The organism is Lelliottia nimipressuralis (assembly GCF_041464075.1).
Taxonomy (GTDB): Bacteria; Pseudomonadota; Gammaproteobacteria; order Enterobacterales; family Enterobacteriaceae; genus Enterobacter; species Enterobacter nimipressuralis.
This window is the reverse complement of record NZ_CP167172.1, coordinates 1,623,393-1,637,184: the sequence shown is the minus strand read 5'-3', so window position 1 is coordinate 1,637,184 and position 13,792 is coordinate 1,623,393. Positions and strand designations below refer to the sequence as shown.

Sequence of the window (13,792 nt, the reverse complement as noted above, 5' to 3'; positions counted from 1 at the left end):
GTTTCTGTTTTTAAAGAGACGTTATCAAGCAAGAAGTACCCTGTCTCCGATGGCTTCTCGCCAGCCTCCCAGCCATTGTGACCTTTGATTTATCGTCTGATAAGGACACATTTCTTTTGAGCGTCCAGCGATGCCAGCCTGATAACCACGTTGATGAGCCCTTTCCAGGCGATCTCGTTTCTGTCTCTTCATGCCTCGTTTCCCTCATTCTTTGGTCTGGTGGAAAGAAAACAGTGTATGCAAAACGTGCAAACACAGATAACGAATAACCCGAATCACGCCATGCGTCAATGCGCAAAATTCACGCCAGTGTCATATTTGTGAGCTACACAGAAGATCATTTGTACAAAAATTGTGAGCTGGAACAAGTAACAGCCTGAACAAAAACCGAAAAAAAAGCCGCCATCAGCGAAACGCGGATGGCGGCTTAACATCATGAATTTTGCTTATGGCAGGCGAGAAATCTCCTGGGCGATGCTGGCAGATTCCTGTGCCCAGCCCTGGGCCAGGGCTTTCACCATAGCGTCGTAACCATCCTCCTGCTGTTTCAGCTCAAGATGGAACGGGCGCTTAATCAGCTGCCCCTGATGGTTCAGCAGCCACTCACCGCTGATCACCACTCTGCCATCGTAGCGTCCATGGAAACCCGTCACATTGACGTTGAGGGTATCCTGGTCGCTGCCCAGAGGCTGTGAGGCAACAACCCATCCGGGCAACTGGCTGCTCAGGTTCGCCACCAGCGTATTGCGCAGTTGTTGATCCAGCGGGCTGGCCCACAGATTGTTATTCGCAATTACATACTGCACATCGCTGGTCTGATACACCACGCCGTTGCCGGCGAGGGAATCGGGGATTGTGACCTGCTCAACCCACAGCAGGCGATGCCCCTGGCTGGCGCTGCTTTGCCCGCCCGTCTGAGCCCCCATCGGCAGCTGGTAGTAACTCTTGGTATCGCTTCCTGAACTACAGGCCGTTAGAACCAGTGCTCCGACAATTAATAGCCATTTTTTCATTATTTTGCCCTCTTCGGCTCAGGATCTTTTTTGTCCTTCGCTTCAAATACCAGCGCGTTGCTCTTCTCATTCAGCGTTTTCAGAACCGGCTGCAGTTCGCGCAGGACCTGATCCAGGCGCTGCATATCCGCCACCATCTTGTTGTACGCCGCCGAGCCTGGCTGGAAGCCTTGCATACTACGGTTAAGCTCACGCAACGTTTTCTGCATATCCTGCGGAAGCTGCTGCATCGACTGGTTAGCCGTAATTTTGTTGATGTTATCCAGTGTGGTTTGCAGACGACGCATCGTGGCCTGGCTTTCCGTCAGGCTGTTGGTCGCTTGCTCAAGCATTGGATTCAACGGCAGGTTGTTAATCTTATCCAGAGTCTCCATCAGGCGCTGCTGGATCTGCGCCAGACCGCTGCTGACGGTTGGGATAATGGTATAACCACCGAATTCACGCGCACCGGTAATCGCTGGCGCTTTCGGATAGAAGTCCATATCCACATACAGGGCGCCCGTCACCAGGTTGCCGGTTTTCAGCGAGCCACGTAACCCGCGACTCAACAGCTGATTAATATGCGTGCCGATATCCTGGTTCTGACCAATCTGGGCCAGTAAGCGTTCTGGTTCAATGCGGATCAGCACCGGGATACGATAGTCGTCATCCAGTACCTGATTCAGACCCGGCACAAAGTACGGCACCTGACCTACTGTACCCAGGCGGATACCGCGGAATTCCACCGGGGCACCTGGCTGCAGGCCGCGAACAGAATCCTTGAAGAACATCAGATAGTCGACATGATCGGTATAGAGCGCATCCTGAATGCTTTTCTGATCGTCAAACAGTCTGAACGCGGTTTTCGGTGCGACCGGCTGCCCCAGATCCATTCCCTCAGGCACATCAAAACTCACCCCGCCGCCAAACAGCGTGGTCAGAGAACCCATCTCTACGCGCATCCCCGCCGACGTCAGATCTACCGCAATACCGCTGTCTTTCCAGAAACGTACGTTGCTGGTCACCAGACGGTCGTTTGGCGCATTGATAAACAGCTGATAGCTGATAGTACGTTTTTGCGCATCGAAGGTACTGGTTTCCACCGAGCCCACGCGGTAACCACGGAACAGCACCGGATCGCCAGGGCTGAGCTGCCCCGCTTTCTTGCTGTCGAGGGTCACCCGGATACCTTTCGCGTCTGGCGGCGCAAGCGGCGGTGCATCCAGCAGTTGATAATGTCCAGGCTGGCTGCCCTTCGCGCCGGGCTGAAGCTCAATGTAAGCCCCGGAAAGCAGCGTACCCAGGCCGCTGATCCCTTCGCGTCCGACCTGCGGTTTGACCACCCAGAAGACGGAATCGCCATGCAGCAGCTTCTCCATGCCGGAATGAAGGCGCGCTTTGATTTCAACGTGCGTGAGATCGTCAGTCAGCGTCGCGCTCTCAACGACACCCACGTCAACGCTGCGGCTCTTGATGGTGGTTTTGCCCCCTTCAATGCCTTCGGCGTTGGTCGTGATCAGCGTCACTTCCGGCCCTTGATGGCTGTAATGATAAAACAGGATCCAGGCTCCGATCAGCGCTGTGACGATGGGGAAGATCCACACCGGCGACCAGTTCTTGACCTTCTGCACTTTCGCCTCTCCACTCTTATTTTCCATGCTTTCACTCTTCCTCATGGCTTGACTCTGGCTCACGATCCCAGGATAAACGCGGGTCGAAAGTCAGGGCCGCAAACATCGTCATGACAACGACCAACGCAAACATCAGCGCGCCCATAGCGGGATAAATACTCATCAGTCCACCCATGCGCACCAGCGCGGAGAGAACGGCAATCACAAACACGTCGATCATTGACCAGCGGCCAACAAATTCGACGACTTCATAAATCAGATGCATGCGTTCGCTGTCGCGCTTTCCATGGCCTTTGGCATCCCAGCACAGCCAGGCAATCGCGATCATCTTTAAGGTGGGAACCATAATACTGGCAATGAAAATCACCATCGCCACCGGATAAGATCCCTCGCCCCACAGCAACACCACTCCGGCCAGGATCGTCGAAGGCATTTTATCCCCCAGCAGATCCGTGATCATGATGGGTAAAATGTTGGCCGGCAGATAAAGCATGATGGAGGTGACCAGTAAGGCCATCGTCCATTGCAGACTGTTTTTGCGCCGCACATGCCCCTTGGTGCCACAACGCGGGCACTCTTCCACATCAGCAGGCAGAATGGCGGTACAGCACGTACAGGAGCGCAATCCCTGGCGAATCCCGGGCACGCCCACTTTAACCGTCTGGTTTAGCGTTGGCGCAGGCGCAATATCATCCCAGGCCCAGCGACGGTCGACGCACTGGAAGGCGCGCAGCTGTAGCATGCAGTACAGACACCAGGGAACAAAACTGCTGCCGATGCCGACGTCGCCATAGGCCATCAGCTTCACAAAACTGACCAGAATCCCCGCGAGGAAAATCTCCGCCATTCCCCAGCTTTTCAGCTGGAAAAGAATTCTGGCTAGCAGGATTTTGACTTTAATGGGCATCCGGACGCGGTTTACCAGCAGTAAAATCACGACCAGGCAAAACGCCGGAACGATTTGCACAAAGAGAAGAAAGAAGGTGCCAAGGCTGGCGTAATCTTCCGAGAACATAACGCCCGGGATCTCCAGCAAATTGACTTCGCTGGTCATCCCGCCGACTTTCATATAGATGAACGGAAAAAGATTCGAGAGCAGCAGCATAAACAGTGCCGCAAGCGCATAAGCAGTGGGACGCTGCCTTGGCGCGTCCCACTCTGTCGTCAGCGTTGCCCCACAACGGGGGCATGCCGCCTTATGTCCGTGACCCATCTCAGGCAGCGCCACGAGCATATCGCATTGCGAGCATAAAATATGCCGGTCGGCATGGTGCTGATCACACATCGGGTATCCCTGTTTATGCGCCGTTTTTGAGTGCCTCAAGGTACTCCCAGCGCTCAAATGCCTCTTCCAGCGCCTTTTCGGCCTGGGAAAGCTCTGCCAATATTTTCTGAGTATAGTCGTGTGGCTGGCTAAAGAAGGATGCATCAGCAACTTGAGCCTGTAATGCTTCCAGTTGCGTTTCCAGCTCTTCAAGACGCTGCGGCAACCCTTCCAGTTCGCGCTGCAGGTTATAGCTCATTTTAACCGTCGGCTTTTTGACAGTTTCTGCTTTTGCGACAAGCGGTTGCGATCCCGTTTTAGATTTGGACTGTTTATGCGCTAAGGATTGCGCCTGTTGCCCACGCGCGTCCTGATAACCGCCCACATACTGACCAATACGACCTTCGCCTTCAAAAATCCAGCATTCGGTGACGGTGTTGTCTACAAACTGACGGTCGTGGCTCACCAGCATCACGGTGCCCTGATAGCCGTCGATCAGCTCTTCGAGCAGTTCCAGGGTTTCGACATCCAGATCGTTCGTCGGTTCATCGAGAATTAACAGGTTGCTGGGTTTAAGGAACAAACGCGCCAGCAGAAGTCGGTTACGTTCCCCGCCGGAGAGCGCGCGAACAGGCGTCATGGCGCGTTTTGGATGGAACAGGAAGTCCTGCAGATAGCCCAGCACATGGCGCGGTTTCCCGTTAACCATCACCTCTTGCTTGCCCTCTGCCAGGTTATCCATCACCGTTCTTTCAGGATCAAGCTCAGTACGGTGCTGATCGAAATAGGCCACTTCCAGTTTAGTCCCGCAGTGAACGCGGCCGCTGTCAGCCTGTAGCTGGCCCAGCATCAGTTTCAACAGCGTGGATTTACCGCAGCCGTTCGGGCCGATCAGCGCAATTTTATCGCCGCGTTGAACCTGCGCGGAGAAATCAGTCACCAGCACTTTGCCGTCGACCTGGTAGTTCACGTTTTCCATTTCGAAGACAATTTTGCCGGAACGAGAGGCCTCTTCGACCTGCATCTTCGCGCTGCCCATCACTTCACGGCGCTGGCTGCGTTCGTTACGCATCGCTTTCAGGGCACGCACGCGGCCTTCGTTACGGGTACGACGCGCTTTGATGCCCTGACGGATCCACACCTCTTCCTGCGCCAGTTTGCGGTCAAACTCGGCGTTTTGCAGCTCTTCAACGCGCAGGTTCTCTTCTTTTTCCAGCAGATAAGTGTCGTAATCGCCCGGATACGTGACCAGCTTGCCGCGATCGAGATCGACAATACGGGTGGCCATATTGCGGATAAATGAACGGTCGTGCGAGATAAAGATAATGGTGCCATTGAAGGTTTTCAGGAACCCTTCCAGCCAGTCGATGGTTTCGATATCCAGGTGGTTCGTCGGTTCATCGAGCAGCAGCACTTTTGGCCCGCAGACCAGCGCGCGGCCCAGCGCCGCTTTACGCAGCCAGCCACCAGACAGAGACGCCAGCGCCATATCGGCCTCAAGGCCAAGCTGCTCCAGCACTTCATTGATGTGGTCTTCCAGCTGCCACAGGCCGTGGTGATCCAGCAAATCCTGCAGGCGCGCCATCTCGTTGAGGTTTTTTTCGCTCGGATCGGTCATCACCAGATGCGAAATATCGTGATAGCCTTTCAGGTATTCGGCCTGCTCGGAGATCCCTTCGGCGACGAAATCATAGACGCTGCCCGCGACGTTGCGCGGCGGATCCTGTTGCAGACGAGAAACGATCAGATCCTGCTCATAAACGATACGCCCATCGTCCAGACCCTGCTCACGGTTGAGGATCTTCATCAGCGTGGATTTACCCGCGCCGTTACGGCCCACCAGACAGACGCGTTCGTTGTCTTCAATGTGCAGTTCTGTATCGTCGAGAAGTGGCGCATCGCTGAAGGACAGCCATGCGCCGTGCATGCTAATTAATGACATTTAAATTTCCTTTCAGACTGCGGTAATTAACCAGCAGTTGTGAATTTGACGGTTACGGGCGAAGTCCTGAGACAGCGTTTTTTGACTGATTTCTTGTGCTTTCAGCCCCAGTTTTTCCAGCCCGTCATTGTCCATGCGGAAGCCGCGTTTGTTGTTCGAGAACATAATTGTGCCGCCTTTACGCAGCAGACGTTTCAGGTCGGTCATCAGACGCAGGTGATCGCGCTGAACGTCGAAGGTGTCTTCCATACGCTTGGAGTTGGAGAAGGTCGGCGGATCGATGAAGATAAGATCGAACTGTTCATCCGTATCGCGCAGCCAGCCCAGTACGTCGGCCTGCAGCAGACGATGCTGACGACCGGTCAGGCCGTTAAGACGCAGGTTGCGCTCAGCCCACTCCAGATAGGTACGCGACATGTCGACCGTGGTGGTGCTACGCGCACCGCCCAGGCCCGCATGAACGCTGGCGCTGCCGGTATAAGCGAACAGGTTCAGGAAGTCTTTCCCTTTGCTCATCTGGCCCAGCATACGACGCGCAATACGGTGATCGAGGAACAAACCGGTGTCGAGATAGTCTGTCAGGTTCACCCACAGGCGCGCATTGTATTCGCCCACCTCGATAAAGTCGCCCTTATCGCCCATTTTCTGATACTGATTGGTCCCTTTCTGACGCTCACGGGTCTTCAGGATCAGTTTGTTCGGCGCAATGCCCATCACGCCAATTGTCGCCGCGATGATGTCCAGCAAACGCTGGCGCGCTTTTTGGGCATCAATGGTTTTCGGCGCAGCGTATTCCTGCACCACGACCCAGTCCGCATAACGGTCTACCGCAACGTTATATTCCGGCAAATCGGCATCGTAAATGCGATAGCATTCAATGCCTTCCTGTTTCGCCCATTTTTCGAATTTCTTCAGATTCTTACGCAGACGGTTAGCGTAGTCTTCCGCCACTGTCGATGGCTTGCTGTCGCCATCTTTCTCGGTCAGATGGTAGTTTTTCTGTACGCAGTCCAGCGGGCCGTTTTTGGCTTTGAACTGACGCTCGGCGCGGAGCTGGAGGCAGCTTAGCAGCTCAGGAGAACCGCTAAACAGCGACAGATTCCAGCCGCCGAAATAATCTTTCATGGTGCGACCCAGCAGGCTGTGCAGTGCAATCAGTGCCGGTTCGCTATCGAGACGTTCGCCGTACGGCGGGTTACTGATCACCGTACCGTAAGGGCCTTTCGGCAGCGGGTTGGTTAACTGGGAGACGTCTTTCACCTCGAAGTCTATCAGTTCGCCGATACCGGCGCGGCGGGCGTTGCTGCGCGCGCGTTCAATTACGCGAGCGTCGCTGTCCGAGCCATAGAAACGGGAGGTGTAATCAGCCAGGCCTTTACGCGCACGAACCTGTGCTTCGGCTTTGACCTCTTTCCAGATGGCGTCGTCATGCTGTGCCCAGCCGCTAAAGCCCCACTGCCCGCGATGCAATCCTGGCGCGCGGTCGGTGGCCAGCATGGCCGCTTCAATCAGCAAGGTGCCGGAACCGCACATAGGGTCGATCATCGGCGTGCCCGGCAGCCAGCCAGAGCGCATCACAATGGCCGCAGCCAGGTTTTCTTTGATCGGTGCAATACCGGCGCGATCGCGATAACCACGCTGGTGCAGGCCTTCGCCGCAGAGATCCAGAGAAATATTGGCGGTCTCTTTATTGAGCCACACGTTGATACGCAGATCGGGATTTTCACGATCGACGTTCGGGCGCTCAAGATTTTTACGCGTGAAGCTGTCGACGATGGCGTCTTTCACTTTCAGCGCACCGTACTGGCTGTTACGGATTTCGTCGTTCAGCCCGCTGAAATGCACGGCAAAGGTCGCACCCGGGGCGAAAATCTCTGTCCAGTCGATCGCTTGCACGCCGAGATACAGATCAAGGTCGCTATAGACCTTGCAGGCACCCAGCGGCAACATGATGCGCGACGCCAGGCGACTCCACATCAGGCTCTGGTAAATAAGCCGTGTGTCGCCCTCAAAGTGGACACCACCCTGAACCACCTGACACTCAAGCGCGCCAAGGCTTTCCAGTTCAGTTTTTAACAGCTCTTCCAGCCCACGGGCCGTACTGGCAAACAGAGAATTCATATCGTCACTTATTACTCGTAGAAAATTGCTGCGCATTATAGCTAATATGCGCTCTATGTCATAAAGTTGAAGGCTTATTTTCAAATCGTTCGAGGGCGTGAACAGTGGCGACGTTATCCAGGCTTTTTATTCATCCGGTCAAATCCATGCGTGGTATTGGCCTGACCCACGCGCTTGCTGACGTCAGCGGCTTTGCCTTCGATCGCATTTTTATGATTACCGAACCGGACGGCACCTTCATCACCGCCCGCCAGTTCCCGCAGATGGTGCGTTTTATCCCAGCTCCGCTGCACGACGGCCTGCATTTGACGGCGCCGGATGGCTCAAGCGTGATAGCACGCTTTACTGACTTTGCCCCTGTTGATGCCCCGACAGAAGTGTGGGGTAACCATTTCACCGCCCGCATCGCCCCGGATGAGATTAACACCTGGCTGAGCGGTTTCTTCTCCCGCGCGGTGCAGCTGCGCTGGGTCGGCCCGGAGCTTACGCGCCGCGTGAAGCGTTTTGAAGCCGTTCCCCTCTCCTTTGCCGACGGTTTCCCCTATCTGCTGACGAATGACGCCTCCCTGCGCGATCTGCAAAACCGCTGTTCCGCCAGCGTGCAGATGGAGCAGTTCCGCCCGAATCTGGTCGTGACGGGCGCACAGGCCTGGGAAGAAGATACCTGGAAAGTGATCCGTATCGGCAGCGTGATCTTTGATGTGGTGAAACCGTGCAGCCGCTGTATTTTCACCACCATCAGCCCGGAAAAAGGGCAAAAACACCCTTCCGGCGAGCCGCTGAAAACCTTGCAGTCTTTCCGCACCGCACAGGATAACGGCGATGTCGATTTTGGTCAGAACTTGATCCCACGCTCCAGCGGCGTGATTCGCGTCGGCGACGAGATTGAGATCCTCGCATCGGGTCCTGCCCGAGTTTACGGCCCAGGGCCGGAAGAAGAAGCGCTTGAAGCTGAAACGCAGCCTGTCACAAAAGTGACGCTTCAGTGGGAGGGGCAAACCTTACCGGGGAATAATCAGCAGGTACTGCTTGAACAGCTGGAACAAGCGGGGATCCGCGTTCCTTATTCATGTCGTGCGGGGATCTGTGGAAGCTGTCGCATCACTCTGGTCGATGGCGAAGTGACGGCGCTGAAGAAATCAGCCGTAAGCGAAGATGGTACGATTCTGTGCTGTAGCTGCATTCCGAAAACGTCGTTGCAGCTAGAGCGCTAAACAGCCTGTTCGAGGCTAAAGGAATCCATACGCAGTTGCGGTTTAAGCCGGTCGTTCATCACTTTAATCGCATCACCCAATTGCATTGTGCGCCCGGCAATCACCACGCCGGGTTGCGCCAGCAAACAGAGCGCGGCGTTTTCGCCCGGTTCTACCACCAGCAAACTCACCTCTTCCGAAGTATCGCTGAGATTGACGCAGGCCGCATCGCCGGTGACTGGCGACCATGCTTGCCCATGAGCGAGAAAGTGCCAGCTTTTTGGCATCTGCGGTTTCAGGAAGCGAATCGCCACCAGCGCATTCAGCACCAGTTCGGCGCGCTGCTCTTTAGAGAGAATAAGATCGCGACATTTCTCTTCAAAAGAGAAAAACAGGGCTGCATCGTCAACACAAAAGCCTGACGGTGCAAACGCATCCGGGGTCAGCATTCGGCGAGCAAAACGAGAGCGAAATAACATACCATTGGCTAAATCGAGCATCATTCGATCGTGCTCTTCGCAAAAATACCAGCGCCAGTTATCGTCAGGTTTTATTCGCATTTTCCTCTCCTTCCCCACAACGTCCTGTTCTTAAAATGTCCAAATTATCGCTTCGTTTATAACATCAATAATAAAAGACCATAATGTCTAAATAAGCAACAAAGACGGAATATAAAACAACCAGGGCTGGAAATAAAGCCCTGGTTGTCTGATATGGAGAAAAGATTAGATATGATTAACGATTTCTTTAATCAATTGTGGGCCTTTAAAAATAAAGCCGGAATAGATTTGCACCAGTGAGGCACCTGCCGCCATCTTCTCGCGAGCCGCGATGACAGAGTCGATCCCGCCCACGCCGATGATCGGTAAGCGACCTTTTAATTCCGCCGACAAGGCACGAATAATTTCGGTGCTTTTTAATTGTACCGGACGACCACTTAAGCCACCCATTTCGTCGCAGTTTTTCATTCCCTGCACGAGGGAGCGATCGAGCGTAGTATTGGTGGCAATAACACCATCAATATTATGGCGAACCAAACTGTCGGCAACCTGGATCAATTCTTCGACAGAAAGATCCGGGGCGATCTTAACCGCGATCGGAACATATTTATGATGGGTCGCCTGGAGTTCATTCTGTTTATTTTTAATCGCACTTAACAGATCGTCCAGCGCTTCACCATATTGCAGCGTACGCAAGCCAGGGGTATTTGGCGAAGAGATATTTATCGCGATATAACCGGCATAGGCATAGACTTTTTCCATACAAATCAGATAGTCATCTTTACCCTTCTCAACCGGCGTATCTTTATTTTTGCCGATATTAATTCCCAGCACACCGTCAAAATGGGCTTTTTTAACGTTCTCTACCAGATGATCAACACCGTGGTTATTGAAGCCCATCCGGTTGATCAAACCTTCTGCTTCAACCAGGCGGAACAGGCGCGGCTTGTCGTTACCGTCCTGCGCGCGCGGCGTCACGGTGCCCACTTCGATGGAGCCAAACCCCATCGCGCCAAGAGCGTCAATGCACTCACCATTTTTGTCGAGACCTGCTGCCAGACCCAGTGGGTTCTTAAACGTCAGGCCCATGCACTGGACAGGTTTTTCCTGCACTTTCTGGCGCACCAGCGCCTCAAGAGGCGTTCCTGTAATCCGGCGTAACTGCTGGAATGTCAATTCATGAGCGCGCTCTGGATCGAGCTGAAAAAGGGCTTTACGAACGAAGGGGTAGTACATGAACTCTCCTGGATTCCGGTATGCAAACCGGACACGGATTATCAGCGATCGCGCCAGGAAAGGGAATTGACCTGTGGCAAAAAATCATCGTAAAGCGCAATCGTTTTCCTTTCTGCCTCTTTCTTATGCAATTTTCGGCATTTTAATTTCAGATAAATCATTTAGTGGAATAACCGTGCAATGTCACACTCGTGAAAATTGTTATGAATGTTAGATAAAAGCAAACAAATAGTTATAAGGAGCAAACATGCGCGTCATCACGTTGGCCGGAAGTCCGCGTTTTCCTTCTCGCTCCAGCGCCCTGCTGGAATACGCCCGCGAACAGCTCAACTCGCTGAACGTCGAGGTGTGCCACTGGAACTTGCAAAACTTTGAGCCGGAAGACCTTCTCTATGCCCGCTTTGACAGCCCGGCATTACAGACGCTGATCGAACAGCTCAAAGGAGCCGACGGGCTGATCGTGGCGACACCGATCTATAAAGCCTCTTTCTCTGGCGCGCTGAAAACCCTGCTCGATCTTCTGCCTGAACGTGCGCTGGAGGGAAAAGTGGTTCTGCCGCTGGCGACCGGCGGTACCGTTGCGCACATGCTGGCGGTGGATTACGCCCTCAAGCCTGTCCTGAATGCCCTCAAAGCCCAGGAGATCCTGCACGGGGTGTTTGCCGATGACTCTCAGGTGATCGATTACCAGCATAAACCGCAGTTCACCCCGAACCTGCACCTGCGCCTTGATAGCGCGCTGGAAACCTTCTGGCAGGCGTTGCATCGCCGCGATGTGCAAGCCCCCGCCTTTGGCCGTCTGAAAGGAGTCGCCCATGTTTAAATATCTTCTGACCGCCCTGTTCGCTGTCTCTGCGCTTGCACAGGCGGCGGAACCGGCGCCTGAAAGCCTGCGTATCGGATATCAGAAAGGCAGCGTCAGCATGGTGCTGGCGAAAAGCCATCAGCTGCTGGAGAAGCGCTACCCGGACACGAAATTCTCATGGGTCGAGTTCCCGGCCGGGCCGCAGATGCTGGAGGCGCTGAACGTCGGCAGTATTGATTTGGGCAGTACCGGCGATATCCCTCCTATTTTTGCCCAAGCTGCCGGAGCGGATCTGGTTTATGTCGGCGTCGAGCCGCCAAAGCCGAAAGCGGAAGTGATTCTGGTGCCTGAAAACAGCCCGATCAAAACCGTCGCCGATCTGAAAGGCCACAAAGTCGCCTTCCAGAAAGGTTCCAGCTCCCACAACCTGCTTTTGCGCGCCCTTCAACAGGCGGGTCTGACGTTCAAGGATATTCAGCCTGTCTACTTAACCCCGGCAGATGCCCGCGCGGCGTTCCAGCAAAATAATGTTGATGCCTGGGCGATCTGGGACCCGTACTACTCTGCCGCCTTATTACAGGGCGGCGTTCGGGTGCTGAAAGATGGCGAAACGCTGAAGCAGACCGGTTCGTTCTATCTTGCCGCACGTCCGTATGCGGAAAAAAACGGCGACTTTGTTCAGGGTGTGCTGCAGACCTTTAGCGAGGCGGATGCGCTCACTCAGAGTCAGCGTCAGGAAAGCATCGCCCTGCTCGCCAAAACCATGGGCCTGCCGGAGCCGGTGATCGCCAGCTATCTGGATCATCGCCCGACGACGGTGATTAAACCCGTCGACGCGAAAACCGCTGTCCTGCAGCAGCAAACCGCAGATCTGTTCTACGAGAACCGTCTCGTGCCGAAAAAAATCGATATTCGCGACCGTATCTGGCAACCCTCTGAAAAAGAAGGATCGAAATCATGAGTCTGAATCTGTTCTGGTTTTTACCGACCCACGGTGATGGGCATTATCTTGGCACCGAAGAGGGCGCGCGCCCGGTGGACTACGGCTATCTGCAGCAAATCGCGCAGGCCGCCGACAGAATCGGTTTTACCGGCGTGCTGATCCCGACAGGGCGCTCTTGTGAAGACGCATGGCTGGTGGCCGCCTCGATGATCCCGGTCACGCAGCGCCTGAAATTCCTGGTGGCCCTGCGCCCGAGCGTGGTCTCCCCAACCGTTGCCGCCCGTCAGGCCGCGACGCTGGATCGCCTTTCCAATGGCCGCGCCCTGTTTAACCTGGTGACCGGCAGCGATCCGCAGGAGCTGGCCGCCGACGGCGTGTTCCTCGATCACACGGAGCGCTACGAGGCTTCCGCGGAATTTACCCGCGTCTGGCGCCGTCTGCTCGAGGGCGAAACCGTCACCTACGAAGGAAAACATATCCACGTTCGCGATGCGAAACTGCTGTTTGCGCCGGTGCAACAGCCGCGTCCCCCACTCTACTTTGGCGGATCGTCAGATGTCGCGCAGGATCTTGCCGCTGAACAGGTTGATCTCTATCTGACCTGGGGCGAGCCGCCTGAGCTGGTGAAAGAGAAAATTGAGCAGGTGCGCGCCAAAGCCGCCGCGCATGGGCGCAAAGTGCGCTTCGGCATTCGCCTGCACGTCATCGTGCGAGAAACGAACGCCGAAGCCTGGCAGGCCGCCGACCGGCTGATTTCACATCTGGACGATGACACCATCGCCAAAGCGCAGGCAGCCTTTGCGAAGACTGATTCCGTAGGACAGCACCGAATGGCCTCCCTGCATAAAGGCAACAAGGACAATCTCGAAATCAGCCCGAATCTGTGGGCGGGTGTAGGCCTGGTTCGCGGCGGCGCGGGTACGGCGCTGGTGGGCGATGGCCCTACGGTCGCGGCGCGGATCAATGAGTATGCCGATCTGGGTATCGACAGCTTTATCTTGTCTGGCTATCCGCATCTGGAAGAAGCATACAACGTCGGCGAGCTGCTGTTCCCGCATCTGGATGTGGCCATCCCGGAAATCCCGCAGCCGCGCGCGCTCCAGCTTCAGGGCGAAGCCGTAGCGAATGAGTTTATCCCGCGAAAAGTCGCGCAGAGCTAACGAGG

General features: G+C 55.0%; 12 protein-coding genes. 4 read left to right on the top strand and 8 right to left on the bottom strand.

Features of this window, described 5'->3' with window-relative positions:
- Nucleotides 1-24: 24 nt before the first annotated feature.
- From rmf to rlmKL, 6 genes are all read right to left on the bottom strand, one after another.
- Nucleotides 25-192, bottom strand: coding sequence for a ribosome modulation factor (rmf, locus tag ACB496_RS07535; protein ID WP_100780687.1), 168 nt, complete (start codon nucleotides 190-192; stop codon nucleotides 25-27).
- 254 nt (nucleotides 193-446) lie between these two features.
- Complete coding sequence (gene pqiC, locus ACB496_RS07530) at nucleotides 447-1,013, bottom strand: membrane integrity-associated transporter subunit PqiC (protein WP_102105591.1); 567 nt, start codon at nucleotides 1,011-1,013, stop codon at nucleotides 447-449.
- Nucleotides 1,013-2,650: an intermembrane transport protein PqiB gene (gene pqiB, locus ACB496_RS07525; RefSeq protein ID WP_100780689.1), complete on the bottom strand. Its 1,638-nt coding sequence runs from the start codon at nucleotides 2,648-2,650 to the stop codon at nucleotides 1,013-1,015. The genes pqiC and pqiB overlap by 1 nt, the downstream gene beginning before the upstream one ends.
- Before the next feature lie 4 nt (nucleotides 2,651-2,654).
- Nucleotides 2,655-3,908, bottom strand: coding sequence for a membrane integrity-associated transporter subunit PqiA (gene pqiA / locus ACB496_RS07520; protein WP_100780690.1), 1,254 nt, complete (start codon nucleotides 3,906-3,908; stop codon nucleotides 2,655-2,657).
- A gap of 13 nt (nucleotides 3,909-3,921) precedes the next feature.
- Nucleotides 3,922-5,829, bottom strand: coding sequence for an ABC transporter ATP-binding protein (locus ACB496_RS07515; RefSeq protein ID WP_371974863.1), 1,908 nt, complete (start codon nucleotides 5,827-5,829; stop codon nucleotides 3,922-3,924).
- 12 nt (nucleotides 5,830-5,841) lie between these two features.
- Nucleotides 5,842-7,950: a bifunctional 23S rRNA (guanine(2069)-N(7))-methyltransferase RlmK/23S rRNA (guanine(2445)-N(2))-methyltransferase RlmL gene (rlmKL, locus tag ACB496_RS07510; RefSeq protein WP_102105594.1), complete on the bottom strand. Its 2,109-nt coding sequence runs from the start codon at nucleotides 7,948-7,950 to the stop codon at nucleotides 5,842-5,844.
- 104 nt (nucleotides 7,951-8,054) lie between these two features.
- On the opposite strand from rlmKL, the gene ACB496_RS07505 reads away from it, so the two are divergent.
- A complete protein-coding gene (locus ACB496_RS07505) occupies nucleotides 8,055-9,164 on the top strand; it encodes a YcbX family protein (protein WP_371974861.1) in 1,110 nt (369 codons plus the stop codon).
- On the opposite strand, the gene zapC is transcribed toward ACB496_RS07505, so the two are convergent.
- Both zapC and pyrD read right to left on the bottom strand, forming a co-directional pair.
- Nucleotides 9,161-9,703, bottom strand: coding sequence for a cell division protein ZapC (gene zapC, locus ACB496_RS07500; protein ID WP_100780694.1), 543 nt, complete (start codon nucleotides 9,701-9,703; stop codon nucleotides 9,161-9,163). The two genes, ACB496_RS07505 and zapC, sit on opposite strands and share 4 nt — an antisense overlap.
- A gap of 165 nt (nucleotides 9,704-9,868) precedes the next feature.
- Nucleotides 9,869-10,879 (bottom strand): quinone-dependent dihydroorotate dehydrogenase, encoded by a 1,011-nt coding sequence (pyrD, locus tag ACB496_RS07495; protein ID WP_371974860.1) that lies wholly within the window; start codon nucleotides 10,877-10,879, stop codon nucleotides 9,869-9,871.
- Nucleotides 10,880-11,126: 247 nt separating this feature from the next.
- On the opposite strand from pyrD, the gene ssuE reads away from it, so the two are divergent.
- From ssuE to ssuD, 3 genes are read left to right on the top strand one after another with little or no spacing between them, the layout of a single operon-like run.
- Nucleotides 11,127-11,702 (top strand): NADPH-dependent FMN reductase, encoded by a 576-nt coding sequence (gene ssuE, locus ACB496_RS07490; protein ID WP_102105597.1) that lies wholly within the window; start codon nucleotides 11,127-11,129, stop codon nucleotides 11,700-11,702.
- Nucleotides 11,695-12,645 carry a sulfonate ABC transporter substrate-binding protein gene (locus tag ACB496_RS07485; RefSeq protein WP_371974858.1) on the top strand — a complete coding sequence of 317 codons (951 nt, stop codon included), beginning with the start codon at nucleotides 11,695-11,697 and terminating at the stop codon, nucleotides 12,643-12,645. The genes ssuE and ACB496_RS07485 overlap by 8 nt, the downstream gene beginning before the upstream one ends.
- Entirely contained in the window at nucleotides 12,642-13,787 is a 1,146-nt protein-coding gene (gene ssuD / locus ACB496_RS07480) for an FMNH2-dependent alkanesulfonate monooxygenase (protein ID WP_100780698.1), read from the top strand. The genes ACB496_RS07485 and ssuD overlap by 4 nt, the downstream gene beginning before the upstream one ends.
- The last annotated feature ends 5 nt before the right edge of the window (nucleotides 13,788-13,792 follow it).